This window comes from Alcanivorax hongdengensis A-11-3 (assembly GCF_000300995.1).
Classification (GTDB): Bacteria; Pseudomonadota; Gammaproteobacteria; order Pseudomonadales; family Alcanivoracaceae; genus Alcanivorax; species Alcanivorax hongdengensis.
In genome coordinates this window covers 16,663-42,345 of the sequence record NZ_AMRJ01000018.1, presented here as the reverse complement: position 1 = coordinate 42,345, position 25,683 = coordinate 16,663, and the positions used below count along the sequence as shown (strand labels likewise).

The window sequence follows — 25,683 nt, the reverse complement described above, 5'->3', positions numbered from 1 at the left end:
GCATGATCAAGCGAATCCCCTCGGCGTTGGCGCTGATGGCCCTGGCCGGTTCCGCGAACGCCTTGCAGCCAGCGGCGCTGTTCAACCATGAAACGGTCATGGAGCAGACCTATCAGTCCCGGGCGGACACCGTGTTGCAAAGCGCGCCGTTGCGTTATCTCGATAGCGAGAAGCGCCAGGGCTATGCCTCCGGAGGCGAGGTCCAGGTGGTCGGGAGAATGCGTCGTTCGGTGCTTGATCATCCCCCTGCGGACAGCGACCTGAGCATCATCGACCATTACCGCGCCCGACTCACCGGCGCCGGCTACCGGATCACCTTCGAGTGTCACCGCGCCAACTGCGGCGACGCTGCCGGCTGGCGGTTGATGATGGGCAAGGGAGTGATTGGTCAAAACGATACCCAGCATTACTTGCTCGCTCATAAAGGCAAGCGTGCCGATCGTGGTGATTACGTGTCGGTGTATGTCAATGAAGTCGACGACTTGCCACGCAGCGTGGCGGTGAGCATGGAGAACGCGCACCTGACTGGGGTGCACTCCCTGGCCGCTGAACCCGGCGAGCAGCAATTGTTTTTCGGCCTCAACGACAGTCGGCTGACCCTTGCCGATTTGCTCCGCGTGGACCGGGTAGCCACAGCCCTGCGCGAGCAGGATGATCTGCGCGCCGGTGTCATCGGTTACGCGGACGGTACTGGCGACGAGGTCCGTGAAAGCAATCAGGACCTGGCTCAGGAACGCGCCGACCGAGTCGCCGCCTGGTTGTCCGAACATGGTGGTGCCGGGTGGGTCGCCAACCATGGTGGCCAGGTACAGGTGCCGCCACCGGGCGAGAAGGGCCGGCGCTGGCGCCGGGTGGATCTTGTCCTGGAGATTCACGAGGCAGAGAAAGAGGCCCTCGATACCCAAGCGGATGCCGCTCCGGCACCGTCCGGGGCCGAGCCGGCCAGCACCGACGAAGGCAACAACTTATCCCAAGGAGATCAAGACGATGAAACGGATCCCGTTTGACCGTGCAGCGGCTTGGACCGGTATTACGCTGGCTCTGACTGGCTTGCTTGCTGCCTGCGGAGGTAGTGGGGGTGGCGGTTCCAACCCCGGCGACGGCGCAGGCGGTCAAGATACCCTGCCGCGGTCTCTGTCTGAGGTGCCTGTCGCCACCTTTGACAGCGCGGAAACGGTGGCGCTGCTGGCGCCAGGCTCTGTCTATGGCAGCACCGTGGGTATGAGCGCTGCCGGGTTGTCGCTGTTTGGCGCCTTGGGTAATGCAGAAGACAGCCGGGTGTTGAGCACCCAGGCCTGCTCCGACGGTGGTCAGGTGGTTTTTCTCGGTCGCAGGGACGAAGATCTGCATTCACCTTACAACGGGGGTCTTTTCGACGTGGTTACCACCGACGACCGGAATTGTCAGGAAGGTGACCTGACGAGCCCCTCCGGTTTTGCGGAGACGAACACCGAAGGCGAGCGTCGCATCGGTTACCCGGTGAATGCCGATCCGGTCAAGGCCGATGTGTTTGCGGCCTATGAACTCTCCGGGGTCAGTCTGGAGGAGCCGTTCAGCGTGACTCTGCGTACCGAGAGCGGCTCCGGCCTGGAATGGTCCCGGTACTGGGATGGTCATGTGGAGCTCCGGCGCGGCGTTGGCCAGGATAGCCTACTGGGCGACGGCGGCGGTGCCACCCGGTTGTATCAGGTGAGCCGTATCCGTAGCGGTGGTAACGATGGCATCGGTTATGATCTGCAGACCGGTACCGGCGCTGATGACCGTTTCGAGATGAGCTTCCAGGCGATTACTGATCGCCCCGCCTCCGAGTACCGGGAAGAGCGCTACAGTGGCGTGTTCGGCTTGCGTTTTCTGGATGGTGACGGCCAGTCCATTGACGGCGCGTGCCCGGCAGGTCGTTATCGGGTGAGCACCGATGGTTTGACCGTGGACCTGGCCCGAGGTGAGAACGCAGAGTTCCTGCTGTTTGGCGATACCCAGTCAATTGTGTCCGGTGCCCTGACCATGGAAGACGAAGCAGGCAATACCGCCCAAGTAGTTTATGATGGTGTCGACGGTTCTGTGACGGTTACCCTGAACCAAGGGGTGGCCGAATCATTCACTTATCAAGCACTGAACGACGCTCTACTCGCGCGCTGTTATTCGGCACGGCGCTGATCCGGGGTGCCGTTCTGGCTTCATTCAGAGGGAGGCGCCCCAATGAGCATCTACGACTTTCAGGCCCACACACTGGGCGGCGAGGAAAAAAGTCTCGCCGATTTCCGCGGCAAGGTATTGCTGATCGTCAACACCGCCAGCAAGTGTGGCTTTACGCCCCAGTACAAGGGCCTGGAAGCCCTTTACGACACCTACAAGGATCAGGGGCTGGAGATCCTCGGCTTTCCCTGCAACCAGTTCGGCAAGCAGGAGCCGGGTGGAGCGGAGGAAATTGGCGCCTTCTGTGAAAAGAACTATGGCGTCAGCTTCACCATGTTCGACAAGATCGACGTGAATGGTGATGGCACCCATCCGCTCTATCAGTACCTCAAGCAGGAAGCCACCGGGGTGCTGGGCAGCAAGTCGATCAAGTGGAACTTCACCAAGTTCCTGATCAATCGCGATGGCAAGGTGCTCAAGCGTTACGCACCCACCGACAAGCCCGAGTCCCTGGAGAAGGACATCAAGGCGTTGCTGTAAGACGCCGATGACGTCCCTCTCTGCCTGACAGGCTGTTGAAAGACAGCCTGTCGAAAGGGCGGCCGGCCCCTATTCGTTTTTCTCTTTCTTGCCCTGGTCGTAATGCCATTTGATGGCGAAGAACATGCCCGTGCCGAACACGAGAACCTTGAACGTAACGAAGACGATCGGGACCCAATCCATTATTTCGACCCTTTCCCGTTGATTGCCAGGTGCTGTCACTTGAGGCGCCCCTGCTGAAAATACAGCTTGGCATCCTGGTCCCAGTCTAGGTCAGGCTAGCCGCCATCAACATTGGACACATGGTCCTAGGACATAATGTCCTGATGTTCTTGTCAGCCCTGTCTTTGGCGTTCAATCCCTTCAAAGAGCGCCATGCCGGCCAGCATGGCGGCCACGAAAATCACCGCCTTGAGGCTGCCGGTGCCCAGGGCCACCAGTGCCGGGCCGGGGCAGAAACCGGCCAGTCCCCAGCCGACGCCAAAACCCAGCGAGCCGAGTACCAGGCGCCGGTCGAGTTTGCGCTTGCCGGGGATCTGGATGCTGTCGCCCCACCAGGCGGTCTGTTTGTTGCGCGCCAGCGCAAAGCCGACACTGGCCACGGCAATGGCGCCCACCATCACCAGTGCCAGCGACGGGTCCCAGGCGCCGGCCAGATCAAGAAAGGCCAGGACCTTGGCCGGGTTGGCCATGCCGGCCAGCAACAGGCCGACGCCGAAGATCAGGCCGGTGACAAAGGCGGTCAGGGTTGCGCGGTTCACAGGGCACCTCCCAGCAGATGACGGATCACAAACACGGTGATGAAACCGCTGGCCATGAAGGCCAGGGTGGCGGTGATGGAGCGCGGCGACAGCCGGGAAATACCGCAGACACCATGGCCACTGGTGCAGCCGGCGCCATAACGGGTGCTGATGCCGACCAGCAGGCCGGCCACCACCAGCGTTGGCCAGTCAGCATCAATCACCAGCGGTGGCAGGGCGGTCACTGCCGCCCAGGCCAGCGGTGCGAGCACCATGCCCAGTACAAACGCGAGCCGCCAGTGACGGTCGCCCGGTGCCGGGCGCAGCAGGCCGCCGACGATGCCGCTGATGCCGGCAATACGGCCATTGGCATGGATGAACAGTGCTGCGGCCAGGCCGATCAGTGCGCCGCCGGCCAGGGCGCTCCAGGGGGTAAAGGCATTCCAGTCCAGTGTCATGTCAGGACTCCTCGTCACAGAACAGGGTGTAAAGCGTGGTCAGGATGGCCATGGCCCGGTGGTCGGCCACCCGGTAATACACCTGCTTGCCGTCGCGGCGCGGGGCGATCAGCCCTTCGCGGCGCAACACCCCCAGCTGCTGGGACAGGGATGGCTGGCGTATGCCGGTTCTGTCTTCCAGTTCGCCGACGCTGCGTTCGCCCTCGGTGAGCTGGCACAGCAGTAGCAGGCGGACCGGGTTGGACAGCGCCTTGAGCAGTTGGCTGGCGGCATCCGCGTTCTGGTGCAATAACTGCAGATCGTCGAGTTCCATGGCATCCATCAATATATAATATACTAAAATATATAATGAATGATAAACGACCACCGCGCAAGCGGTGGTGGGTCAATGGGCCGGGTTAGCCCGCGGCGGGGGTAAAGGGCAGAACGCCGTAGTAGACCGCGTAGAAGTGGCAGACGCTGCCGCCCACCACGAACAGGTGCCAGATGGCATGGTTGAAGGGGATGATGCGGTCGGCCAGGTAAAAGATCACGCCTACGGTGTAGGTAATGCCGCCGGCCAGTACCAGCCAGAAGCCCACGTCATTGAGCTTGGTGGTGAGATCGCCGGAGGCCACCAGAATCAGCCAGCCCATGGCCAGGTAAATGATCACCCGCAGGGCCTTGAAGCGGTGGCCGTAAAGGGCCTTGAGGCCGATGCCGGTGAGCGCCAGGGCCCAGATCACCGCGAACAGAATCCAGCCGGTGCCGCCGCGCAGGTTGACCAGCAGGAAGGGCGTATAGGTGCCGGCGATCAAGGCGTAGATGGCACAGTGATCGAGCATCTTGAAGGCGGCGCGCAGTTTCGGGTTGCGCAGACTGTGGTAAAGGGTGCTGGCGCTGTAGAGCAGGATCAGGGACGCGCCGAAGATGCTGACGCTGACAATCTTCCAGGGGTCGCCCTGCAGGCTGGCTGCCACCACCAGCACCACGGTGCCGGCGATACTGAGGGCGGCGCCGATGCCGTGGGTGAGGCCGTTGAGCACTTCCTCAAGCACGGAATAGGGTTGCGGGGGCGTATTGACAGTGGACATCGCGTTTCCTGTTGTGAGTAACGGGGCCTGATTCCGGGCCGATAGGTTAGCAAAGTGACCGGTGGTGGCCTTGTAACATTCAGTGTGGACCCGGGTCGGCGTCCAGCAGTTCAAGAAAACGATAGAGGGCCTGTTGCAGCAATCGGCGGTCATAGCTGCGCGAAAACAGCTGCATGCTGGCGCCCTGCAGCACCAGCCGGCTGAGCAGGGTATCGAGCCCGCTCTGGCTGTCCGGTGCCGGATGTTCGGTGACGCTGGCCATCATCCGTTGCGAGCCGGCATGGATCACCGGCAGTACCGTTTCCTGCAGGCGCGTATCACTGCGACTGGCCATCCACAGCTCCATGAGAATCAGCTGGGCCGGGTCGTCCGGATGCTCCGCCAGTTGCCGCAGCGTCGCCTTCATGGTCGCCAGTGGGCTGTCGCATTGCGGCATGCCGGCCAGCTGCTGCTCGAGCAGCTGCTCCACCAGCAGTGCTGCCAGGCCATAGCGGCCATCGGGAAAGTGGTGATGCAGCGCGCCGCGGCTGACACCGGCCCGCTGGCAAATCGTCAGCGCATGGGCGCCGGCCCAGCCTGATTCCACTATGCATTGTCGTGCCGCCTCCAGCAGTCGCTGGCGAGTGCTGCGCGTCCTGTCCGTCTGACGGGCCATGGTTCCCTCCGAAAACAAAGACTAGCAAAGGCCTTGCGACAGAACCATGGAATTGGGGACGGCAGAGATTTCGATCAAGGGGCGATTTGTCGGAGTGAACGGCAGGCCCCGCTTTTGTCGAGAAACAAACATGCATGTATGTTTATGCAAATTCACGACTAATCGGAAGGGACGATTCTATGCAGTTTGTCAGAGTGCTCCTGGGCGGGCTTCTGCTCATGGCGACCGGCTCCGCGCTGGCGCTCAACATTGTCATCACCAATGATGATGGCTACCAGACCACCAACATTCGCGCCCTGTATCAGGCGCTCAAGGCCCGTGGCGACCAGGTCATCATTAGTGCTCCCAAGGTTAACCAGAGCGGCAAGTCCGGCAGCATCAACTTTATTCGCCCCACGGAAGTGGGCAGTGACCCGGCGGATGCGGATATTCACTACGTGGATGGCACGCCGGTCATGTCCATGCTTTACGGTCTGGATGTGGTGGCCCAGCAGCGCTTTGGGGCCATGCCCGACCTGGTGATCTCCGGCCCCAATGAGGGCCACAACCTGGGGTATGCCACCACCATGTCCGGCACCGATGGCGCCGCCGTGGTCGCCCTGCACCGGGGTATCCCCGCCATTGCCGTCAGTGCCAGTGAAAACACCGCCGACAACGAAGCGCTGTCCGCGGCGGTGGCGACCATGGTGGTCAAGGTGATTGACCAGCTGGAAACTGACGGTCAGCTTTCCCTGGCCAAAGGCTATGGGCTGAACATGAATATCCCGGCGTTTGACGATGCCGCCCAGGCGCCCGGCCAGTTCGCCTTTTCGCGCATCTCGCAAATGAGTGACGTGAATCCGGTGTTCCGTGCCGACCTGTCCACCGATTTGATCGCCCAGTCCTATGCGCCGGGCATTCGCGGTGCCGGCATCAGCTTTTACTTCCCGGGCGTCAACTCGTTGCCCGAAGGCGTTAGCCTGCCGGTGGACGATGATCCGCTGGCCGAGACCCGGCTGGTCAACCAGGGCTTTATCACCCTGTCGGTGATCGACGGCGACTACAACGCCAAGCGCCATGCCGAAGAAGCGGCCCGCCTGCAGCTGCATGACCTGTTTGACGGGGAGGCTGCCGATGCGACGCCTTAGTACCCTGTTACTGGCCGGCCTGCTGGCCGCCTGTGGCGGCGGTGAGGTGTCGGCTCCGGATCTGGCCGAGGGCAGTTACACCGGGGCCGTGACCCTGGATGGCCAGCTCTACCGGTTCACGGCCTTTTATGATGCCGATGGCGGCGCCGAGGTATTGCTCAACGGCGAGCAGGAAAAGACCACGGCCCTGGCCCGTCGCTCCAGCCGCCTGTTCCCGTGGCAGGGTGTGGCCTTGCAGCAGGCCGTGCTGTTCGCCTCGCAACGGTCGGCCCGGTTGACCGCACTCAATGCGGACAGTCAGGCCGGTGACTACCGGACCCTGCTGGACGATACGCCGCTGTCGCTGACCCTGACCCGTGCCGGGCGTTTTGCCGGCCGCACCGAACAGGGCTGCCTGCTGGTAGGCCACTGGAAAACCCGTCCGCTGGCCGAGGCTCGCAAGGTCGGCCTGACCTTGCTGCATTGCGGTGAGCGTGACGGTCACTACCGGGGCGTGCTGTTTGCCGATCCTTACCAGGCGCCGGCGCTGCACCTGGTGGCGGATAACGGCACTGCCATCGTGGATCTGCTGCTGCAACCACAGGGTTGAGCCCCGCAGGGCTGTGGGCCGCGCGGCCCACGGCCTTTCCCATAGCTCCCGTCAATCAATCCGATAACGCTTTCTGGCCTTACCTCCCTGCGCCTCCGGTCGTAACGTAGATAGACATTCCGGGCCCGTCTCGGGGCATACGGATCACGACATCGTTTTCATCAGGACAAGGAGAGCGCCAATGATCGAGCACAACAAACAGGTGGCCGAAGCGTTGAGTACCCTGCTGGCGGAGAGCTACACCCTCTACCTCAAGACCCACAAATACCACTGGAACGTGACCGGCCCCATGTTCCACAGCCTGCATCTGCTGTTCGAACAGCAATACACCGAACTGGCACTGGCGGTGGATACCCTGGCCGAGCGCATCCGCGCGCTGGGTTTCAAGGCGCCGGGCAGCTACACCGAGTTTGCCAAGCTGTCCACGGTCAAGGATGCGGTGGGGGACCCGGCGGCCAGCGACATGATCAAGGAGCTGGCGGACGATCACCGTATTGTCGCCGAGCGGGCCAACCAGGTGTTGAAACTGGCCGGCGAACACGAGGATGAGGGGTCCGCCACCGTGGCCAGTGATCGTATCGAGATCCACGAGAAGGCCGCCTGGATGCTTTCGGCCCATCTTGGTTAATAGTTAAATCGTATCGCTGGCATAGGTGGGATTTACTTTATTGATAAATAGGGTTTCTCTATCATTGATAAAAATTCGAGAGGTTAAGTCTTTCGGAATCAATGACTCTCTACCCATTTAGACAAGGAGTGAATGCATGTTGAACAACCGCGAAGGCGAACGTGTTCCCCAGGTGACTTTCCGCACCCGTGAAGGCAATGAATGGAAAGATGTCAGCACCGATGACCTGTTCGGCGGCAAGACCGTGGTGGTCTTTGCCCTGCCGGGTGCCTTTACGCCCACTTGCTCCTCCACGCACCTGCCGCGCTACAACGAGCTGGCGCCGGTGCTGAAGGCCAACGGCGTGGATGACATTGTCTGCCTGTCCGTGAACGACGGCTTCGTGATGAACGCCTGGTCCGGTGACCAGGACGCCGCCAACATCCGCTTCATTCCGGATGGCAACGGTGAGTTCACCGACAAGATGGGCATGCTGGTGGACAAGCAGGATCTGGGCTTCGGCCCGCGCAGCTGGCGTTATTCCATGCTGGTGAAAGATGGCGTCATCGAGAAGATGTTCATCGAACCGGAAAAGCCGGGTGACCCCTTCGAGGTCTCCGATGCCGACACCATGCTGGCGCATATCAATGGCGAAGCGGCCCTGCCCAAGCGGGTAACGGTATTCACCAAGCCGGGATGCCCGCACTGCAGTCGTGCAAAATTGGCCCTGCGTGAAGCCGGCTACAGTTTCGAGGAAATCGAGCTCGGCAGCCGCGGCTTGAGCTACAGCACCCTGGCAGCGGTCACCGGTGCCGGCACCACCCCGCAGGTCTATATAGAAGGTCAGCGTATTGGCGGTGCCGATGAACTGGAAGAATGGCTAAAAGCCTCCTGATTGTTAACGCGCTCACACCGGCACAGGGAGGTGCCGATTAGTATCGGATTATCGTTATCCAGCTTCCCCCTTGGGTCGGCGCCCGCCGACCCTTCTTTTTTTCTGCTCCCGATCCCTGTCTCAGTGACCAAATAGCCAGCCGTGAATCAGGCGCCCGGGCATCAGCGTGAAGCTGCCGGCCAGCACAAAAGCGCCGATGTACAACATCATCATGATGCGCCGATGCGTGGCGATACGGCCCCGTCTGGCCGCCTGCCAGGCGGCGGGCACCGCATAGAGCGTCAGCAGGGAAAGCAGATGGATATAACCGAAATGGCCCAGCCATACCGGGCCGATGCTGGCGGGCATGCACAGGCTGATCACTGCCGTGAGCAACATCAGCACCATATAAAGGCGCCCCAGCTGCCGGTGCAGGGGGCCGCCCTTGGGGCGCACAAGCTGCACCGTGGCAATCAGAAAAGCGGGCAAAATGGTGGCCAGATGCAGGTAGGCAAGCGTCAAATAGTCCATGGAAAAACGGATCCCGGCATTTTTTTTACCCGCCAGTGACGGTCAGGGGGTAGCGGCAACACCTTGAATGGTCCGGTGTGCAGCGATTCGTGAAATAGTTCCGAATCGTTTAAAAAATAAACTTTGTGGTTATTAATTAACCGTTAAGCTGAGGCTTCTTAACTGTACTCCGTAACGCAGGAGTACACCCATGAAATTTTCCGCCCCGCCCAAAGAGGCGTTTTTCAACGCCATGGAAACGCCGCTGTCACTGCATGGCAAGCCGTTGCGCTGTCGTGTCTGGGAGGCTGGCGATGCCGGTTATCAACCGGCCGCGCACTTTATTCGCCGTTATTACCGGTTGGCCTATGGGGCGCGTCCGTGCATCGATGCCTCCCTGCTGGTGACCCTGGAAGATGACCAGCAGATCACCCGGGCCGCGGTGGGGTTGAACCCGGCGGCCCTGCGCCCGCTCTTTCTCGAACAGTACCTGGATAACCCCATCGAGCAGGCCGTCGGTGAACGGCACGGCGCTCCGGTGCCCCGTGAACGCATTGTGGAAGTGGCCAGTCTGGCCGCGGATGGCTCCGGTACCGGGCGGGTGCTGTTCGTGGCCCTGACCGAGGCCCTGTTCAATCAACGACTGGACTGGATTGCCTTCACCGCCACCGCCCAGGTACGCACCATGTTTGCGCGCCTGGGGCTGGCCCCGCAACGGCTGGCGGAGGCGGACCCGGCTCGTCTGGGCGAAGACGCCGGCTGCTGGGGTCGCTATTACCAGTTCCGCCCGCAGGTAATGATTGGCCATGTGCCGCCGGGGTACGCGGCGCTGACTGCCAGTGGCTGGCTCGGCACAGGGGGGCAGGGCTATGACGTGGTTGCTTGAAAGGTTGAGTGAGCACGCCCGCCAGCGCCCGCAGGTGACGGCCCTGGACGGTGAGCAGCCGCTGAGCTATGGCGAGTTGCTACCGGCCATCGAGGCCCTCGCCGCCCGACTGCTGGCGCGCCAGGTGCAGCGCCTTGCCCTGTGCGGTGACAACAGCCCGGCCTGGATTATTGCCGATCTGGCCGCCCAGCACGCCGGTTGTGTTGTGGTGCCGGTGCCCGGCTTCTTCAGCGCCGAGCAGGTCGCCCATCTGTATGCCCGTGCCGGTATCGATGCGGTTTACCATGCGGATACCGACACCCTGCAGGCCCATGACGGTGTGCCGGCCGGCATGCCGCCGGAAACCGCCAAGGTGACCTTTACCTCCGGCAGTACCGGTCAGCCCAAGGGTGTCTGCCTGACCCTGGACCACCAGCGCCGCACGGTGCTGGCCCTGGCCGAGCGGTTGGCGCCCCATGCCGGGGATCGCCACCTGTGCGTGCTGCCTTTTGCCACCCTGCTGGAAAACCTGGCAGGCATTTACCTGCCGCTGTGGCTGGGCGCCACCGTGGTGGTGCGGCCACTGGCCAGCCTGGGATTTACCGGGAGCTCCACCATGGACCCGTTTCGTCTGTTCCAGAGCCTCAATGAAACGCGCCCCGAGAGCCTGATTCTGGTGCCGGAACTGCTGCGCCTGCTGACCCTGATGGCCGGCAAGGGGCTGCCGGTGCCTGACAGCCTGCGCTATATCGCGGTGGGTGGCGGCAAGGTGGACCCGACCCTGCTGAGCCGGGCCCATGCGCTTGGCTTGCCTGTCTACGAAGGCTATGGCCTGTCCGAGTGTGGCTCGGTGGTGGCCCTCAATGTGCCCGGTGACAACCGTCCCGGCTGTGCCGGTCGACCATTGGGCCATGTGCAGCTGACCATCAGTGAGCGAGGCGAGATCCAGGTTCGCGACGGCGTGATGGCCGGCTACCTGGGTGAGCCGACGGCGGCGCGGACCTGGGGCACCGGTGATCTGGGCGTGCTCGACCATGATGGTTTTCTGCGCGTCAGTGGCCGGGCCAAGAATCTGCTGATCACCGCCTACGGCCGCAACGTCAATCCCGAATGGGTGGAAAGTGTGTTCCAGGCCTGCGACACCCTGCGCTCGGTGGTGGTGTTCGGCGATGGTGAGCCCAGCCTGTCCGCGGTGCTGGTGCCGCTGCCCGGTGTCGATGATGCGGCCCTGGCCGACACCGTCGCCCGGGTGAATGCCAGCCTGCCCGACTATGCCCGCGTCAGCCACTGGCTGCGGGTGGAAACCCCTTTCAGTGCCGATAACGGCCTGGCCACCGCCAACGGGCGGCCACGTCGTGAGGCCATTTTCCGTACCTATGGTGATGCCCTGCAGCAAGCCGGGCAGGCAACCCTGGCGTATTCCTGAGGTGAATTATGTTTTTTGATCTTCTACAGCAACAGACCGTCGAGGCCCGTAACCACGTGCTGGGGGCGCCGATCATGAAGGCCGTGCCGGAGGGCCGCTTCAATCTGGAAAGCTATGCCTACTTCCTGTCGCAGGCCTACCACCATGTGAAACACACGGTGCCGCTGATGATGGCCTGTGGCAGCCGCCTGCCTGCCCGGCTGGAATGGGTGCGCGAGGCGCTGGTGGAGTACATCGAAGACGAGTACGGCCACCAGGAGTGGATTCTCAATGACCTGGCGGCGCTGGGTGAGGATGCCGAGGCGGTGCGTCATGGCCACCCGGATCTGCCCATCGAGATGATGGTCGCCTGGCTTTATGACGCCATCGAGCGCGGCAACCCCATGGCCTTCTTTGGCATGGTCAATGTGCTGGAGGGCACCAGTATTGCCCTGGCCACGCCACTGGCCATGCAGGTGCAGGACAAGTTGCAGCTGCCGAAAAAGGCATTCAGTTACCTGCTCTCACACGGCGCCCTGGACCAGGAGCATTACCAGTTTTTCCAGTCACTGATGAACCGCATCGACGATGAGGATGATCGTCAGGCAGTGATCCACGCCAGCCGTGTGGTCTATCGACTTTACGGCGACATGCTGCACAGCATTCCACTGCCCGACCAGGAGCGCCGCCATGCACAAGTCGCCTGATCAGACCTGGCTGTTGTTGGGCGCCAGCGGTGGTATTGGCCGTGCGGTGCTGGATGGCCTGCTGGAAAGCGGTGCCCGGGTGCTGGTGGCCGGGCGTCAGCCGCAGCGGCTCACCGGCCAGTATCGCGAGGCGCGGCTGGTACCGGTGACGCTGGATCTGGAAAGCCCGCAGCTGGGCGCTGCCCTGCGTGAACTGGTGGCAAACGAAGGGCTGCCCGATGGCGTAATCCACTGCGCGGGCATCAATCATTTCCAGGCGGTGGATGCCAACCACGACGCCAGCCTGGACGCCATGCTCAACGTCAACCTGCGCAGTGCCATGGTGCTGGCGCGGGAGCTGACACCGGCCATGCGCCGGCGCGGCAGTGGCACCCTGGTGTTTGTCGGCTCCACCTTCGGCAGCATCGGCTTCCCCGGCTACAGCGCCTATTGCGCTACCAAGTTCGGCCTGCGCGGCTTTGTCGAAGCGTTGCGCCGCGAGCTGGCCGACAGCCCGCTGGTGATTCGCTATGTGGCGCCGCGCGCCACCCGTACCGCCATGAACGATGCCTCGGTCAACGCCATGAATGATGACCTGGGCAACCACATGGATAGCCCCGGGGTGGTGGCCAGTGCCATTTTGCGCGCCATCGAGGGGCGTCGCGCCAGTGTCTACCTGGGCTGGCCGGAAAGGCTCTTTGTTCGTCTTAACGCGCTGCTGCCCTGGCTGGTGGACAAGGCACTGCGCAAACAACTTCCCGTGATTCAACGTTACATGCACAAAGGAGTGCAGCCATGAAAAAAGGGCTTGTTTCCCTGTTCGCCAGCCTGGTGTTACTGCCCCTGCTGGCCCATGCCGATGCCCTGGATGATGCGGTGCTGGGGATTCAGCACCAGTGGGCACATATTCAGTATCAGCTGCCCGAGAACCAGCGCGAGAAGGCCTTTGAAGCGCTGGAAGGCAAGGCCGCTGCTCTGGTCAGCCAGTACCCGGACCGGGCGGAACCGAAAATCTGGGACGGTATCGTGCTCAGCACCTGGGCCGGCGCCAAGGGCGGGCTGGGCGCCCTGTCGCTGGTCAAGCGGGCCCGCAGCCAGTTCGAGGGCGCCATCGCCATCGACCCGGCCAGCATGGATGGCTCGGCACTGACCTCCCTGGGCAGCCTCTACTACCAGGTGCCCGGCTGGCCGATCGGCTTCGGCGATGACGACAAGGCCGGTGAGTTACTCACCCGCGCCCTGACCATCAACCCGGATGGCATCGACAGTAACTACTTCTACGCCGACTACCTGCTCGATCAGGGCGAGGAAACCAAAGCGCGGCAGTATTTCGAGAAGGCTCTGCAGGCCAGGCCCCGGCCCCAGCGCCCGGTGGCGGACGAGGGCCGCCGGCAGGACATTCACAAGAAACTGGCAACCCTGTCGTAACGCAAGCGTTACGCTCCTTCCTCTGGCCGGCTCTGCCGGCCTTTTTTATGGTTCATCGCGGATTAGGGGGAAATCGGCCTGGTCCTCCAACGTCGGACGTCGGACGCGATAGGCTGAAACCCCGAACCCCAAAAATCTTCACCGGCTCGTCCCTTGTGGCAATGCTGTTCACTTTAGATGTGTAAGCCCCTCTCCCCTTGCGGGAGAGGGGTTGGGGAGAGGGGCATAGGCGTGCGCATGCAGGAGGAGCCTCGAAATCTCAGTCCGCGCCAACTGTCGGGGTTGAGATTGGCGTCCGACCTCTGACGTCCGACCTTGTACGTTTTCCCGCAATTCCGCGATGAACCTTTTTTATGCCTGCCTTGCCGGCATTGCTTTACCGCTTACCCGACGCCGGCTTTTCGGCCACAATGTGCCCGCCTGATTCGATTCGACCTGAAGGAGTCACCATGTTGTTGGCCGTTGCGGCATTGCTGGCGGGACTGGCGTTGCTGGTCTGGAGTGCGGACAAGTTCATTGAAGGGGCGGCAGGGACCGCCAGCCATGCGGGTATGCCGCCGTTGCTGATCGGCATGGTGATTGTCGGCTTCGGTACCTCTGCGCCGGAGATGGTGGTTTCCGCGTTGGCGGCGCTGGACGGCAACCCCTCCCTGGCCCTGGGTAACGCCTATGGCTCCAACATTACCAACATTGCCCTGATCCTCGGGGTGGTGGCGGTGATCACGCCGGTGGCGATGAATTCCGCCATCCTCAAGAAGGAGCTGCCGATCCTGCTGCTGGTGACGCTGGTGGCCGGTTATCAACTGATCGACGGCGAGATTTCCCGGCTGGATGCCTGGGTGCTGATCGGCCTGCTGGCGATGCTGATGGGCTGGTCCATCTATGCGGCCATGACCGGCAAGGGCGATGTGCTGGCCGGCGAAGTGGAAAGTGACCTGGCCGAGCATCCGCTGCCGCTGGGCAAGTCGCTGTTCTGGCTGATTGTCGGGCTGGTGCTGCTGGTGGTGAGCTCGCGCATGCTGGTGTGGGGCGCGGTATTCATCGCTCAGAGCCTGGGGGTCAGTGACCTGGTCATCGGCCTGACTGTGGTAGCGGTGGGCACGTCGCTGCCGGAACTGGCGTCCAGTATCGCGGCGGTACGCAAGGGCGAGCACGATATTGCGCTGGGTAACGTGATAGGCTCGAACCTGTTCAACACGCTGGGCGTGGTGGGTATTGCCGCGGCCATCAAGCCGGTGGCGGTGGAAGCGGTGGCGTTGCATCGGGACTGGAGTCTGATGACAGTGTTGACCGTGAGTCTGATGGTAATGGGCTACGGCCTGTTTGGTCGCCGGGGCCATATTACCCGCGCCAACGGTGTGGTGCTGTTGCTGGTTTATCTGGCCTACACCGGTTATCTGATATCGACCATCGTGCGCGCCTGAGGCGCGCCCCTCGGGGGGACAGGGATGTACGCAAAACTGGAACAACGGGCCTTTCTGGCCATGCTGGTGCTGGTCAGCATCGTCTTCGCCTTTCTCATGCAGCCGTTCTGGGCGCCGATTTTCTGGGCCTGCGCCATCAGTGTGATTTTCTATCCGCTCAACAAGCGGCTGCTGCAACGCTGGCCGGCACGCCGCAATATCACCGCTCTTGTGACCCTGGTGCTTTGTGTGGTGCTGGTGGTGATTCCGGTGCTGGGGGTGGCCACCTCCTTCGTGACCGAGGGCGTGGCCCTGTTCCAGAAGGTGCAGAGTGGCCAGGTGGACCCGTCCAGCTATGTGGACAAGATTCGCCATGCTTTTCCGGCAGTGCAGTCGCTGGCGGACCGCTTTGATGTGGACCTGGACAATCTCAAGCAGCAGGCGGTGCAGGCGCTCACCGGTGCCGGCCAGTTTCTGGCCAAGCGGGCCCTGGCGGTGGGCCAGAATACCTTCCAGTTTTTCCTCAATCTGGGCTTGATGCTGTATCTGGCATTTTTCCTGATCCGTGATGGCGATGCCATGGTGGCCATGCTGATCCGGGCACTGCCACTGGGTGACGAGCGCGAGCGCCTGTTGTTTTCCAAGTTCGCCGAGGTGACCCGTGCCACCATCAAGGGCAACCTGCTGGTGGCCATGACCCAGGGCGCCCTGGGCGGGCTGATCTTCTGGATTCTGGGCATTCCCGGGCCGCTTTTGTGGGGCGTGGTGATGGCCGTGCTGTCGCTGATCCCGGCGGTGGGCGCCGGGCTGATCTGGCTGCCGGTTTCACTCTATCTGTACGCGGTGGGTGATGTGATGGAGGCCACGGTGCTGCTGTTGTTCGGCGTCTTCGTGATCGGCCTGGTGGATAACATCCTGCGCCCGGTGCTGGTGGGCCGTGACACCAAGCTGCCCGATTACGTGGTACTGTTTTCCACCCTGGGCGGGCTGGCCATGTTCGGCATCACCGGCTTTGCGGTGGGCCCGTTGCTGGCGGCCCTGTTTGTGGCATTCTGGCAAATCTTCATGCGCGAATTCAGCGATGAAGAAAACCGGGCGCCGGCGTTGTCAGAGTCCAGTGACGAATGAAGCAGGGAGTTGACCGATGATTATCCGCGTTCTGATGGCCGCCACCGTGGCCGGCCTGTCCACCTTCACCGGTTGTGAGGAAGACGACGGCGGTCTGTTCAGCGACAAGGCAACCCTGTATTTCCATAACCAGCTCACCCAGTACGCCGGCGGCAGCGTCGACGACGTGACCGTGGACCTGTTCGTGGATGACCTGAATACCCCGCGAATCAACGACCAGGAATACACCACCAGTGGCACGGTTTCCTCGGAAACCGTGGACCTGGATGACGATAGTCAAAGCATTGCCTTTGACGTCACCGGCCCGGCCGGCAGTACCCTGATCAACGGCCCGGTCAATTACCGCCTCACCAAGGGGGATGGCTATACCCTGGTGATGATGGGTGATACCAGCCTGGACAACCGCCAGCTGAAGCTTTTCCGCCAGGTGCCCATGGATACCGGCAACCAGGCCCGCATTCGTTTCATCAATACGCTTTCGCAGATTTCCGATGACGAACTGAGCGTGTCTTCCGGGGGCAGCGAGCTGGTCAACCAGCTGGAGTACGGTGATGCCAGCAGCTATGTCTCTCTCAATAACACCGGCACCCTGACCTTTACCATCACCGACCAGACCCAGGCCCTGGATCTGGATGACGTGAACTGCAACATCAGTAGTGGGCGCAGTTACGATGCCATCATCGCCTACCGCCGCTTCGACAGCGAAGATGACAACCTGGAGTTGTACTGTCAGCCGGTGGCTAACTAGCGCCGCCATATAACGGTACTATGGTGCTTTTCCGTTTTGCTGTCGGAGAGACTGCCCATGTTCCGTATTGCTTCCCTGTTGCTTGCCAGTGCCCTGGTTCTCGCCGGTTGCGGCGGTGATGATGGCGATGACGCCACCACCGGCCCGGCCACCCTTTATTTCCATAACCAGCTTGCCGCCAGCAGTGCCACCGACGTGTCGGTGAGCCTGTATGACAGTGACGGCAACCTGCTGCTGGGCCCAGCGGGCTATACCACCGGCAGCGCCGAGACCGCCGCTCCCACGGTCAGCAGTGACAGCGCCACCTCGCTGCTGGCCAGCAATGACAGCGGCGACCTGGTGACCCGTCGCCTCAATCTGCAGCCGGACAGTGCCTATACGCTGGTACTGATGGGGTCGGTCAGTGGCGCCACGGCGCCGTCGCTGGCGGCCTTTCAGCAGTTCAAGGCGGACCTGGGCAGCGATCAGATCGCGGTCAGCTTTATTCATGCGGCGCCGTCACTGGCCGATACCGTGCTCACCGTGGCCACCGATGTGAGTGTCGCCTATGGCAAGGCCACCCGTTATTACCAGGATGCGCCGGATGGTAGCGGCAACCTGAGCGTCACCGTCAAGGATGACAGCGACAAGACCCTGGCCACGCTGAGCTGCCCGGTGAAGGGTGGCAATACCTATGACGCCATCATCGCCCAGGCCGATTACGACGACAGCGACCTGGCCCTGTACTGCCAGAAGGTGGGCGGCTGATTATTTCAGTCGCACCTCACCCAGCGGCGGCGCCGTCAGGGGCTCCCCCTGGTAGGCGCTGACCGCCGGGAAACGGGGCAGGGGGAACCGCTGCCAGTCTTGCAGGGCGTCGGCGATACGTTGCTGGTCGCGGCCGACAAAGTTCCACCACAGCAGTACCGGCTGGGCCAGCGGCGTGCCCCCCAGCAGCATCACGTTGCTGTGCGCGTCCATCTCCAGGGTCAGGCTGTCACGGCCCGCTCCCAGGTAGAACAGCTCGCCGGCCTCCAGGGTTTGCCCGTCCATCACCACCCTGCCGGCATTGATACACAGGCCCAGTTCGAAGGTCTTGGGCACCGGCAGCGTGACCCGGCAGGCCTGCTCTGCCCGGATGTCGGTACCCACCAGCGGCGAGAACACCCGCGCCGGTGACCGCCGGCCTGCCAGCTCACCCACCACCAGCGTGATCCGGGCACCATCCTGCTGCCAGTGGGGCAGCTCGGCATGGTGGGCGAAGGCCGGCTCGGTATCTTCGTGTTCCGCCGGCAGGGCGATCCAGAACTGCAAACCATGCACCGGCCCGGCAAAGCCCGGCGGGCTTTCTTCCGAGTGGCAGATGCCATGGCCGGCGGTCATCAGGTTGAGCTGACCGGGACGGATTTCCTGCTGGTAACCCAGGCTGTCCTTGTGCAGCAGGGCGCCTTCGAACAGCCAGGTGACGGTCTGCAGGCCGATGTGCGGATGGGTGCCCACGTCCACACCATTGTCTGCTGCCAGGGTGGTGGGGCCGATATGATCGAGAAAACACCAGGGGCCGATCAGGCGCTGCGCGCGGCTGGGTAGATGCCGGATGATGGGCAGGCCGCTGCCGAGCACGCTCTTGCGCGACGGCACGGCCTTGAGTGTGGCGCTGCCGGCCTGGTTGGGGCAGGGCATGACCTCGCCGCTATCATTGGTATTACTCATGGCCGTCTCCATGGCATAGTCATTTGCATTCAGTATGTAAGTCGTCCATGACAAAAGGAAGCGATGGTATGGCACGCATCACCCTGCACAGCGACAGTGGTTACCACCAGCATATCCGGGTTCGCGATCATCATTGGGAAGCCGATGAAGGCCCGGCCCTGGGTGGCCAGGATCAGGGGCCCAATCCCTATGAGCTGTTCCTCTCCGGGCTGGGCGCCTGCACCGCTATTACCCTGCGCATGTACGCCGAACGCAAGGGCTGGGAACTGGGCGAGATGGACGTGGCGCTGCACTTTCACCGCGATGATGACGGCCATGAGCAGATCGACCGTACCCTGCGATGCAGTGCGCCCCTGAGCGAGGAGCAGCGCCAGCGCCTGCTCGAGATCGCCGCCAAAACCCCGGTCACCCTCACGGTCAAGCGCGGTACGCCGGTGGCCACGCAGTGGGCGGCGGACTAGCTGCCCGCCGACAGCGGACAAAAAAGCGGCGCATGGGCGGCCTTTTTGGCATACTCGCGCCTCTTTTGACTGCGTTGAGATCCGCCCATGTTCAAGGTTAACGAATACTTCGATGCCAAGGTGGCATCCATTGCCTTCCAGACCGAAAGCAAACCGGCCACCGTGGGCGTGATGGCCCCGGGCGACTATGAGTTCGGCACCAGTGAGCACGAAACCATGACCGTGGTCAGCGGCGCCCTGACGGTCAAGCTGCCGGGCAGTGACGACTGGCAGACCTTTGCCGCCGGTGCCACCTTCGAGGTGGAAGCCAACCAGCGCTTCCAGGTGAAAGTGGCCATCGATACCGCCTACCTGTGCCTGTACGGCTGAGCCCGAACGACTGTCCAGGCGGGCCAATCGCTTGTTGTGGCTGGCCCGCCGTGTTTGGCCCCTCTAGCATGAGCGCTTTGATCTGACAGAGCCACGCCATGCCTTTCTTTGCCACCCGTGACCAGCAACGTCTCCATGTCCGCATTGTCGGGCGCGGCCGCCCGGTGATGATGATCCACGGGCTGGGCATGCAGGGGCGCGACTGGTTACCCTTTGTGCTGCCCCACCGGCGGCGCTATCAATTCTTCCTGCCGGATTTGCGTGGCGCCGGCCGCAGTGGCGGGGTGCGGTTCAATCAGGCCGACGTGTTCCATAACCACATGCAGGACATGGAAGACCTGGTGGCTCATTTCGGGCTGCGCGACCTGGCCCTGGTGGGCTACTCGCTGGGTGGCACCACCAGCCTGCACTGGCGTCAGCAGGGAGACTTTTCGTCGGTGAACCGTTACCTGCATGTGGACCAGTCCCCCTGTATTGCCAATGGCCAGGGGTGGTCCCATGGCCTGTTCGGCGAGCGGCAGGCGGATTTCTTTGCCGAGCTGACCGCGCTGCTGACGGTGCTGAAAGCCTACCCCCACGCGGCCACGCCGGATCAGTTGCCGGCGGATATCCGCCGTGATGTGCTCGACCGGCTCACCGCCATTCTTTCCCGGGTGGCCGGCCAGCCGGCCCTGCACCGGGCCTGGCGGGCCACCGCCCTGGCGGCGCCCCTGTGGGGGCGGTTATTGCCGATCCGGCATCTCGATGATGTGCGCGCCTACCTGCAGGCCTACCTGACCCTGGGGCATGATTACCGGCAGGTGTTTGCCGACCGGTCGCTGCCGGTGACCGTGCTCGCCGGGGCCCACTCGCCACTTTACCCCCTGGCCGGGCAGCGTGACTTTGCCGAGCGCAGTGGCGCCCGCCTGCTGACCTTCGAGAAGTCCGGGCATCTGCCCCTGTTCCGCGAACCGGTGCGCTTTACCCGGGCATTGGGGCAGTTTTTGGCAGCCTGAAGGGCGAGGCGGCTGCACGGTTGCGGTGCATGGCGGAATGCTGTTTCGCAAAATGGCCAAGGGGCGCTAGACTGCGCATTTCACCAATGACCGTCAGGGACCAACGTGGTTGCCATTCATACCCGAGAACCCGCGCTGACATTGCGTGCCGGCAGTGAGGCGCTCACCCATCTGCGTGAACACGGCCTGCGCGCCGCCGATGTGGATATCATTCCCGGCGCCGCCGGTGGCCCCAAGGCGCTGGGGATCAGTGGCCTGGACCAGGCCGTGTTCGGTGACTTCCTGCCATCGGCGCCGCGCCGGCGTACCCTGATCGGCGCGTCCATCGGCAGCTGGCGCTTTGCCGCCGTGACCAGCCAGCAGCCTGTCACCGGCCTGCAGCGCCTGGCTGAGCTTTACACTTGCCAGCGTTTCCCCAAGGGCATCAGCCCCCGGGAGGTATCGCACCGTTGCGCGCAGATGCTCACCGAGCTGCTGGAAGACCGGGACCAGGCCATTCTCCATCACCCGGCGTACCGGCTGGTGGTGGTGGTGATCCGCAGTCGCGGCCTGATGGCCCGCAATGGCGGCCTGGGGCTGGGACTGGGGCTGGCCGGGGTGATCGGCACCAACCTGCTCAGCCGCCGGGCCACCGGTGCCTTCATGGAGCGGGGGCTGGTCTATGGTGGTGAGGCACCGTTGCCGCTGGGGCCGCTCAATGATTTCACCAGTCACCATATTCCGCTGCGCGCCGACAACCTGCGTGCCGCGCTGCTGGCCAGTGCCGCCATTCCCATGGTGCTGGAGGGGGTGACCGATTTCCCCGGGGCGCCGGATGGTGTCTACCGCGATGGCGGCATGCTCGATTACCACCTGGACCTGCCCTACCAGAGCGACGGGCTGGTGCTCTATCCGCATTTCACCGACCGGGTGATTCCCGGCTGGTTCGACAAGCCGTTGCGCTGGCGCAATGGCGACCCACGCCGGCTGCGGCGCATGCTGCTGGTGGCACCCTCACAGGCCTACCTGGACAGCCTGCCCCACGGCAAGCTGCCCGACCGCAGTGACTTCAAGCGTTATCTGGATGATGATGCCGGTCGCGAGGCCTACTGGCGCCGGGCGGTGGCCGAGAGTCGCCGGTTGGGCGACGAGTTTCTTGAGCTGCAGCACAGCGGCAAGTGGCGCGAGCGTTTGCAGCCGCTGTGACGACGGTTTCCAGGCATCCGTGTTAGTCTTGCGGGTTCCTTTTCGCAAGGAGCTGTCATGAAAGACGAACAGACGCACCTGCTGGAGTGGGTGGAATCGCCGTCGCGCTGGGCAATCACCCGGGCGCTGATTCACCAGTATCAGTGGTTCCATGTCAGCATGGGCCTGATCGGTAATACCACCTTCGTGATTGGCAGTGTCTTTTTCCTCTGGGAAGACTGGCAGCGCGCCGGTACCTGGCTGTTTATCATCGGCTCGGTGGGCATGTTGCTGGGCAGTATCGGCAGTGCCATTGTCACCTACGAGCGAGACCGGGGCCGTCAGCCCGGTGAAGTTCAACGTACCCGGGACCGTCAGTGAACCAGACCGCACCTCTCTCTCTGGCCCGCCGCCTCTGGCAGCAGACCTGGCCCATGACCCTGGGCGTCATGTCGCTGCTGGGCTTCTACCTGGTGGACAGCATTTTCGTGGCCCGTTTGGGCACCGCGCCGCTGGCCGCCCAGTCGTTCACCTTTCCGCTCGCCTTTCTGGTGATTGGCGTGCAGGTGGGCATCGGCATTGCCATCGCCGCCCTGATCTCGCGGGCCATTGGTGCCGGCCAGCAGCAACAGGCCAACCGGCTGGGGGCGCTGGTGCTCAGCGGTGGGGCGCTGCTGGTGGGAGGGCTGTTGCTGCTGCTGTGGCTGATCCAGTCGCCGGTGTTTTCCCTGCTTGGTGCCAGTGAGGCGATCCGCACCCTGATTCGCCCCTACTGGACGTTGCAGGCGGTGGCCATGTGGGTGGGGGCGCTGGTCTATTTCGGCTACAGCCTGTTCCGGGCCCACGGTAATACCCGTTTCCCGGGCCTGATGATGGTGTTCACCAGCCTGCTCAACCTGATCTTCGACCCGTTGCTGATTTTCGGTATTGGCGACTGGCCGGGCCTGGGGCTGACCGGTGCGGCGCTGGCTACCCTGCTGGCGTTTGCCATCGGCGCCCTGGTGCTGGTGTGGGCCCTGCGCGGGCGTGGCTGGGTGCAGCGTACCGGCATGCTGGCACAGATGCGCGAGTCCGCCTGGCCGTTCGCGCAGATCGCCGGGCCGGCCATGATCAGCCAGTTGATGCCGCCGCTGGCCGCCATGCTGGCCACCGCCCTGGTGGCCCGGGCCGGGGACCAGGCAGTGGCTGCCTGGGGCATGGCCAGCCGGCTGGAGAGCTTCACCATCGTGCTGGTGCTAGGCATGACCATGGCATTACCGCCCTGGCTCGGGCGTTGTTATGGCGCCGGCCACTGGGACGAGATCCGCCGCCTGATGAAGACCGGGGCGCTGATGGTGTTTGGCTGGCAGTTGCTGCTGGGGCTGGTGATGGCGGTGCTGGCCGGGCCACTGGCGCGTCTGCTGGTGGATAGCCCGCCGGTGCAGGACTACCTGGCCTCGCTGATTCGCTTTTTGCCACCCAGCTACAGTGTACTGGGCATCTGCATGCTGGTGGTGTCGGCCAGCAATGCGCTGGGCTGGCCGGTGCGGGCCATGGTGATTTCCTGCCTGCGCCTGTTTGCCTGTTATCTGCCATTGCTGTGGCTGGGTTACCGGCTGGGCGATTTTACCGGCCTGGCCATCGGCGCCGGGCTGGGCAATGTGCTGGCCGGCACCCTGGCCTGGCAAACCTACCGACGCGCGGTGGACGGGGAAATGGCGCGGGTCGCTCAGCAGGCCGCCGTTTAGTCGCCGGTGACAGGCATACGGGGCGTGGCAATCTAATCTGTTGCCCGGATCCGGCAAGCGTCGCCCGGCAGGGCGCGGTGCGAGCCCGGTGGCAGCCTGTCATTGAGACGAATCGTACAATCTGCCTTACCGAAATGCGGGCGGTGCTGAGAAATCCTGTCATTGTTGCACCCGCGCGGCTGTGATTAATTGCCCCGCAGTCCGATGCCCGCAAGGCCTGCCGCCGGGGCATGTTTCTTCCGTTGCAAAGGGGATGACCGATGAAAACCCGTATTACCGAATTGCTTGGCATCAAATACCCGATTGTTCAGGGCGGCATGCAGAACGTGGGCTACGCCGAACTGGCCAGCGCCGTGTCCAATGCCGGCGGCCTGGGCATCATCACCGGCCTGACCCAGCCCACGCCGGAAGACCTGGACAAGGAAATCAAGCGCTGCAAGGAGATGACCGACAAGCCCTTCGGCGTCAATCTGACCATTCTGCCGACCATCAAGCCGGTGCCCTACGAGGAATACGCGCGGGTCATCTGCGAGAACAACATTCCGGTGGTGGAAACCGCCGGCCGCAACCCGGAGCCCTTCATGCCGCTGTTCGAAGGCGCCGGCGTCAAGGTGGTCCACAAGTGCACGTCCGTGCGTCATGCCCTGAAAGCCGAGAAGGTCGGGGTGGCGGCCGTCTCCGTGGACGGTTTCGAGTGTGCCGGTCACCCGGGGGAAGACGATATCCCCAACCTGGTGTTGCTGCCCGCAGCGGCGCGGGTGCTGAAGATTCCCATGCTGGCGTCCGGCGGTATCGGCACCGGTGCCCAGATGGCCGCCTGTCTGGCCCTGGGCGCGGATGGCATCAACATGGGTACCCGTTTCCTGGCCTCCAGGGAAGCGCCGGTACACGAAAACATGAAGCGCGCCATCGCCGAGGCCTCCGAGCTGGATACCGCGTTGATCTTCCGCCCGCTGAAGAACACTGCGCGGGTGTTCAAGAACGCCGTGGCCACCCGGGTCAACGAGATCGAGCGTGAGAAAGGCCAGGACATGAAGTTCGAATACATCGTCGACCTGGTGGCCGGTGTCAAAGGCAAGGCGGCGCTGACCTCCGGGGAAATCGATGGCGGCATCTGGACCTCCGGTATTGTCCAGGGCCTGATCGACAGCTACCCCAGCTGCGCAGAAATCATTGATGACATCATCAGCGAATGTGTCGGCACCGTGAACCAGCGGCTGGCGGGGATGCTGGCGGAATAACACCGCCGGCCAGACAGAAAAACGGGGCGATCATCGCCCCGTTTTTTTGTCTGCCTGATGGCTAGCCCGTTCCGGCATCGCTGCCGCCGGGTTGCCGTGCCGGTGATGCCGGCTGAGCGGTGGCTTCGCGCTGCCATTCCGGCGGCTTCCACAGGTGCTTGAGCCGCTGGCCCAGCGGGCCGCGCCGGGCCATGTCGCGGAACATGTCCACGTACTCGTGGCACCAGTTGACCAGCAGGTTGTTGCTGTAGACCGGGCGGGTGATGCCGTATTCCACCGGCAGGTCGTCGCGCTCCGCCGTAAAGGTGCCGAACAGGCGATCAAAGACGATAAAGACACCGCCGTAGTTGGTGTCGATATAGTCCGGGTTGCGGCCATGGTGCACCCGGTGGTGGCTGGGTGTATTGAAGACGAATTCGATGGCCGGGTGCAGCTTCCCGACCAGGGTGGTGTGAATAAAGAACTGGTAAACCAGCGACAGGGCATAACAGACACCGATCCACACCGGGTTGAAGCCGATCAGGGCCAGCGGTACATAGAACAGCCAGCCGCCGTTGAAGATGTTGGTGGCGTTCTGACGCATGGCGGTGGAAAAGTTCATGCGCTCACTGGAGTGGTGGGTCACATGGGCCGCCCAGAACCAGCGCACCCGATGCGAAGTGCGGTGATACCAGTAAAAACAGAAATCGGTGAGCACCCACAGCAGCACGGCGGTGGCCCCGTTGAGCGGAATGTCCAGCACGCGGTGGTGATAGGCCAGTGCAAAGACCGGGAAGGAAATCAGCCCGGCGAACAGCAACTCGGTGGTCTGGTAGCCGGCCCCGAGCATGAAATTACGCACCGACTCGCGGGTATCCACCCGCACCGGGTCGTGGCGGATCTTCAGGTATTCCCACAGGAATACACCGATGAAAAAAGGCGTGGCGATCACGAAGATCAGCTGCCGCTCGTCCAGCGCCAGCCACGGGGATACCTGCTGCCACAGGGATGCCAGGCCGCTGTCGTTCCAGACCGCCTGAAACATGTCCATCAGTTGCATGACATTGTCTCCTTTTCTGATGG

Annotated in this window: 31 protein-coding genes; 23 read left to right on the top strand and 8 right to left on the bottom strand. The window is 62.9% G+C overall.

The window, feature by feature from the left end; genetic code table 11:
- Nucleotides 1–2: 2 nt before the first annotated feature.
- From A11A3_RS11650 to A11A3_RS11640, 3 genes are all read left to right on the top strand, one after another.
- Complete coding sequence (locus A11A3_RS11650; RefSeq protein WP_008929504.1) at nucleotides 3–1,007, top strand: OmpA family protein; 1,005 nt, start codon at nucleotides 3–5, stop codon at nucleotides 1,005–1,007.
- A gap of 136 nt (nucleotides 1,008–1,143) precedes the next feature.
- Nucleotides 1,144–2,157, top strand: a complete 1,014-nt coding sequence (locus A11A3_RS11645; protein ID WP_157375635.1) for a hypothetical protein — start codon at nucleotides 1,144–1,146, stop codon at nucleotides 2,155–2,157.
- A gap of 42 nt (nucleotides 2,158–2,199) precedes the next feature.
- Nucleotides 2,200–2,676 carry a glutathione peroxidase gene (locus A11A3_RS11640; RefSeq protein WP_008929502.1) on the top strand — a complete coding sequence of 159 codons (477 nt, stop codon included), beginning with the start codon at nucleotides 2,200–2,202 and terminating at the stop codon, nucleotides 2,674–2,676.
- Nucleotides 2,677–3,011: 335 nt separating this feature from the next.
- Here the strand turns inward: A11A3_RS11640 and A11A3_RS11635 are convergent, their stop codons facing one another.
- The 5 genes from A11A3_RS11635 to A11A3_RS11615 form a co-directional block, all read right to left on the bottom strand.
- Nucleotides 3,012–3,437, bottom strand: coding sequence for a DUF6691 family protein (locus A11A3_RS11635; RefSeq protein WP_008929500.1), 426 nt, complete (start codon nucleotides 3,435–3,437; stop codon nucleotides 3,012–3,014).
- Nucleotides 3,434–3,874 carry a YeeE/YedE family protein gene (locus A11A3_RS11630; protein ID WP_008929499.1) on the bottom strand — a complete coding sequence of 147 codons (441 nt, stop codon included), beginning with the start codon at nucleotides 3,872–3,874 and terminating at the stop codon, nucleotides 3,434–3,436. Before A11A3_RS11630 ends, A11A3_RS11635 begins: the two co-directional genes overlap by 4 nt.
- 1 nt (nucleotide 3,875) lies before the next feature.
- A complete protein-coding gene (locus A11A3_RS11625; RefSeq protein ID WP_008929498.1) occupies nucleotides 3,876–4,187 on the bottom strand; it encodes an ArsR/SmtB family transcription factor in 312 nt (103 codons plus the stop codon).
- Nucleotides 4,188–4,272: 85 nt separating this feature from the next.
- Nucleotides 4,273–4,947 (bottom strand): PAQR family membrane homeostasis protein TrhA, encoded by a 675-nt coding sequence (gene trhA, locus A11A3_RS11620; protein ID WP_008929497.1) that lies wholly within the window; start codon nucleotides 4,945–4,947, stop codon nucleotides 4,273–4,275.
- Nucleotides 4,948–5,026: 79 nt separating this feature from the next.
- Complete coding sequence (locus A11A3_RS11615; protein WP_083851751.1) at nucleotides 5,027–5,602, bottom strand: TetR/AcrR family transcriptional regulator; 576 nt, start codon at nucleotides 5,600–5,602, stop codon at nucleotides 5,027–5,029.
- A gap of 218 nt (nucleotides 5,603–5,820) precedes the next feature.
- On the opposite strand from A11A3_RS11615, the gene surE reads away from it, so the two are divergent.
- From surE to A11A3_RS11595, 4 genes are all read left to right on the top strand, one after another.
- Complete coding sequence (gene surE, locus A11A3_RS11610; RefSeq protein WP_162136916.1) at nucleotides 5,821–6,729, top strand: 5'/3'-nucleotidase SurE; 909 nt, start codon at nucleotides 5,821–5,823, stop codon at nucleotides 6,727–6,729.
- Complete coding sequence (locus A11A3_RS11605) at nucleotides 6,716–7,318, top strand: hypothetical protein (protein WP_008929494.1); 603 nt, start codon at nucleotides 6,716–6,718, stop codon at nucleotides 7,316–7,318. The genes surE and A11A3_RS11605 overlap by 14 nt, the downstream gene beginning before the upstream one ends.
- A gap of 181 nt (nucleotides 7,319–7,499) precedes the next feature.
- The gene (locus A11A3_RS11600; RefSeq protein ID WP_008929493.1) at nucleotides 7,500–7,946 is read left to right on the top strand and encodes a Dps family protein; all 447 of its coding nucleotides are present in this window, start codon (nucleotides 7,500–7,502) and stop codon (nucleotides 7,944–7,946) included.
- Nucleotides 7,947–8,082: 136 nt separating this feature from the next.
- The gene (locus A11A3_RS11595; RefSeq protein WP_008929492.1) at nucleotides 8,083–8,820 is read left to right on the top strand and encodes a glutathione peroxidase; all 738 of its coding nucleotides are present in this window, start codon (nucleotides 8,083–8,085) and stop codon (nucleotides 8,818–8,820) included.
- A gap of 120 nt (nucleotides 8,821–8,940) precedes the next feature.
- Here the strand turns inward: A11A3_RS11595 and A11A3_RS11590 are convergent, their stop codons facing one another.
- A complete protein-coding gene (locus A11A3_RS11590; RefSeq protein ID WP_008929491.1) occupies nucleotides 8,941–9,330 on the bottom strand; it encodes a DUF2306 domain-containing protein in 390 nt (129 codons plus the stop codon).
- A gap of 190 nt (nucleotides 9,331–9,520) precedes the next feature.
- Between A11A3_RS11590 and A11A3_RS11585 the strand changes: the two genes are divergently transcribed.
- The 9 genes from A11A3_RS11585 (at nucleotide 9,521) to A11A3_RS11545 (ending at nucleotide 17,719) form a co-directional block, all read left to right on the top strand.
- Nucleotides 9,521–10,195: a thermostable hemolysin gene (locus A11A3_RS11585; RefSeq protein ID WP_008929490.1), complete on the top strand. Its 675-nt coding sequence runs from the start codon at nucleotides 9,521–9,523 to the stop codon at nucleotides 10,193–10,195.
- Nucleotides 10,179–11,600, top strand: coding sequence for an AMP-binding protein (locus A11A3_RS11580; RefSeq protein ID WP_040297104.1), 1,422 nt, complete (start codon nucleotides 10,179–10,181; stop codon nucleotides 11,598–11,600). The genes A11A3_RS11585 and A11A3_RS11580 overlap by 17 nt, the downstream gene beginning before the upstream one ends.
- A gap of 8 nt (nucleotides 11,601–11,608) precedes the next feature.
- Nucleotides 11,609–12,286: an iron-containing redox enzyme family protein gene (locus A11A3_RS11575; RefSeq protein ID WP_008929488.1), complete on the top strand. Its 678-nt coding sequence runs from the start codon at nucleotides 11,609–11,611 to the stop codon at nucleotides 12,284–12,286.
- The gene (locus A11A3_RS11570) at nucleotides 12,270–13,064 is read left to right on the top strand and encodes an SDR family oxidoreductase (RefSeq protein ID WP_008929487.1); all 795 of its coding nucleotides are present in this window, start codon (nucleotides 12,270–12,272) and stop codon (nucleotides 13,062–13,064) included. The genes A11A3_RS11575 and A11A3_RS11570 overlap by 17 nt, the downstream gene beginning before the upstream one ends.
- Nucleotides 13,061–13,693, top strand: coding sequence for a tetratricopeptide repeat protein (locus tag A11A3_RS11565; RefSeq protein ID WP_008929486.1), 633 nt, complete (start codon nucleotides 13,061–13,063; stop codon nucleotides 13,691–13,693). Before A11A3_RS11570 ends, A11A3_RS11565 begins: the two co-directional genes overlap by 4 nt.
- Nucleotides 13,694–14,142: 449 nt before the next feature.
- Nucleotides 14,143–15,117: a calcium/sodium antiporter gene (locus A11A3_RS11560; RefSeq protein ID WP_008929485.1), complete on the top strand. Its 975-nt coding sequence runs from the start codon at nucleotides 14,143–14,145 to the stop codon at nucleotides 15,115–15,117.
- Between the two features lie 24 nt (nucleotides 15,118–15,141).
- A complete protein-coding gene (locus A11A3_RS11555) occupies nucleotides 15,142–16,224 on the top strand; it encodes an AI-2E family transporter (RefSeq protein WP_008929484.1) in 1,083 nt (360 codons plus the stop codon).
- A gap of 16 nt (nucleotides 16,225–16,240) precedes the next feature.
- Nucleotides 16,241–16,972, top strand: a complete 732-nt coding sequence (locus tag A11A3_RS11550) for a DUF4397 domain-containing protein (protein WP_008929483.1) — start codon at nucleotides 16,241–16,243, stop codon at nucleotides 16,970–16,972.
- A 57-nt stretch (nucleotides 16,973–17,029) separates the two neighbouring features.
- Nucleotides 17,030–17,719, top strand: a complete 690-nt coding sequence (locus A11A3_RS11545) for a DUF4397 domain-containing protein (protein WP_008929482.1) — start codon at nucleotides 17,030–17,032, stop codon at nucleotides 17,717–17,719.
- Here A11A3_RS11545 and A11A3_RS11540 read toward each other — a convergent pair whose 3' ends face one another.
- Nucleotides 17,720–18,664, bottom strand: a complete 945-nt coding sequence (locus A11A3_RS11540; RefSeq protein WP_008929481.1) for a pirin family protein — start codon at nucleotides 18,662–18,664, stop codon at nucleotides 17,720–17,722.
- Nucleotides 18,665–18,732: 68 nt separating this feature from the next.
- On the opposite strand from A11A3_RS11540, the gene A11A3_RS11535 reads away from it, so the two are divergent.
- The 7 genes from A11A3_RS11535 (at nucleotide 18,733) to A11A3_RS11505 (ending at nucleotide 24,621) form a co-directional block, all read left to right on the top strand.
- Nucleotides 18,733–19,125, top strand: coding sequence for an OsmC family protein (locus A11A3_RS11535; protein WP_008929480.1), 393 nt, complete (start codon nucleotides 18,733–18,735; stop codon nucleotides 19,123–19,125).
- Nucleotides 19,126–19,212: 87 nt separating this feature from the next.
- The gene (ppnP, locus tag A11A3_RS11530; protein ID WP_008929479.1) at nucleotides 19,213–19,494 is read left to right on the top strand and encodes a pyrimidine/purine nucleoside phosphorylase; all 282 of its coding nucleotides are present in this window, start codon (nucleotides 19,213–19,215) and stop codon (nucleotides 19,492–19,494) included.
- A 98-nt stretch (nucleotides 19,495–19,592) separates the two neighbouring features.
- The gene (locus tag A11A3_RS11525) at nucleotides 19,593–20,489 is read left to right on the top strand and encodes an alpha/beta fold hydrolase (RefSeq protein ID WP_008929478.1); all 897 of its coding nucleotides are present in this window, start codon (nucleotides 19,593–19,595) and stop codon (nucleotides 20,487–20,489) included.
- Between the two features lie 105 nt (nucleotides 20,490–20,594).
- The gene (locus A11A3_RS11520; protein ID WP_008929477.1) at nucleotides 20,595–21,674 is read left to right on the top strand and encodes a hypothetical protein; all 1,080 of its coding nucleotides are present in this window, start codon (nucleotides 20,595–20,597) and stop codon (nucleotides 21,672–21,674) included.
- Nucleotides 21,675–21,731: 57 nt separating this feature from the next.
- Entirely contained in the window at nucleotides 21,732–22,034 is a 303-nt protein-coding gene (locus A11A3_RS11515) for a YrhK family protein (protein WP_008929476.1), read from the top strand.
- Between the two features lie 53 nt (nucleotides 22,035–22,087).
- Nucleotides 22,088–23,380 carry an MATE family efflux transporter gene (locus tag A11A3_RS11510; protein WP_051011806.1) on the top strand — a complete coding sequence of 431 codons (1,293 nt, stop codon included), beginning with the start codon at nucleotides 22,088–22,090 and terminating at the stop codon, nucleotides 23,378–23,380.
- Nucleotides 23,381–23,640: 260 nt separating this feature from the next.
- Nucleotides 23,641–24,621 (top strand): NAD(P)H-dependent flavin oxidoreductase, encoded by a 981-nt coding sequence (locus tag A11A3_RS11505; RefSeq protein ID WP_008929474.1) that lies wholly within the window; start codon nucleotides 23,641–23,643, stop codon nucleotides 24,619–24,621.
- A gap of 61 nt (nucleotides 24,622–24,682) precedes the next feature.
- Here A11A3_RS11505 and A11A3_RS11500 read toward each other — a convergent pair whose 3' ends face one another.
- A complete protein-coding gene (locus A11A3_RS11500) occupies nucleotides 24,683–25,660 on the bottom strand; it encodes a sterol desaturase family protein (protein ID WP_008929473.1) in 978 nt (325 codons plus the stop codon).
- Nucleotides 25,661–25,683: the final 23 nt, after the last annotated feature.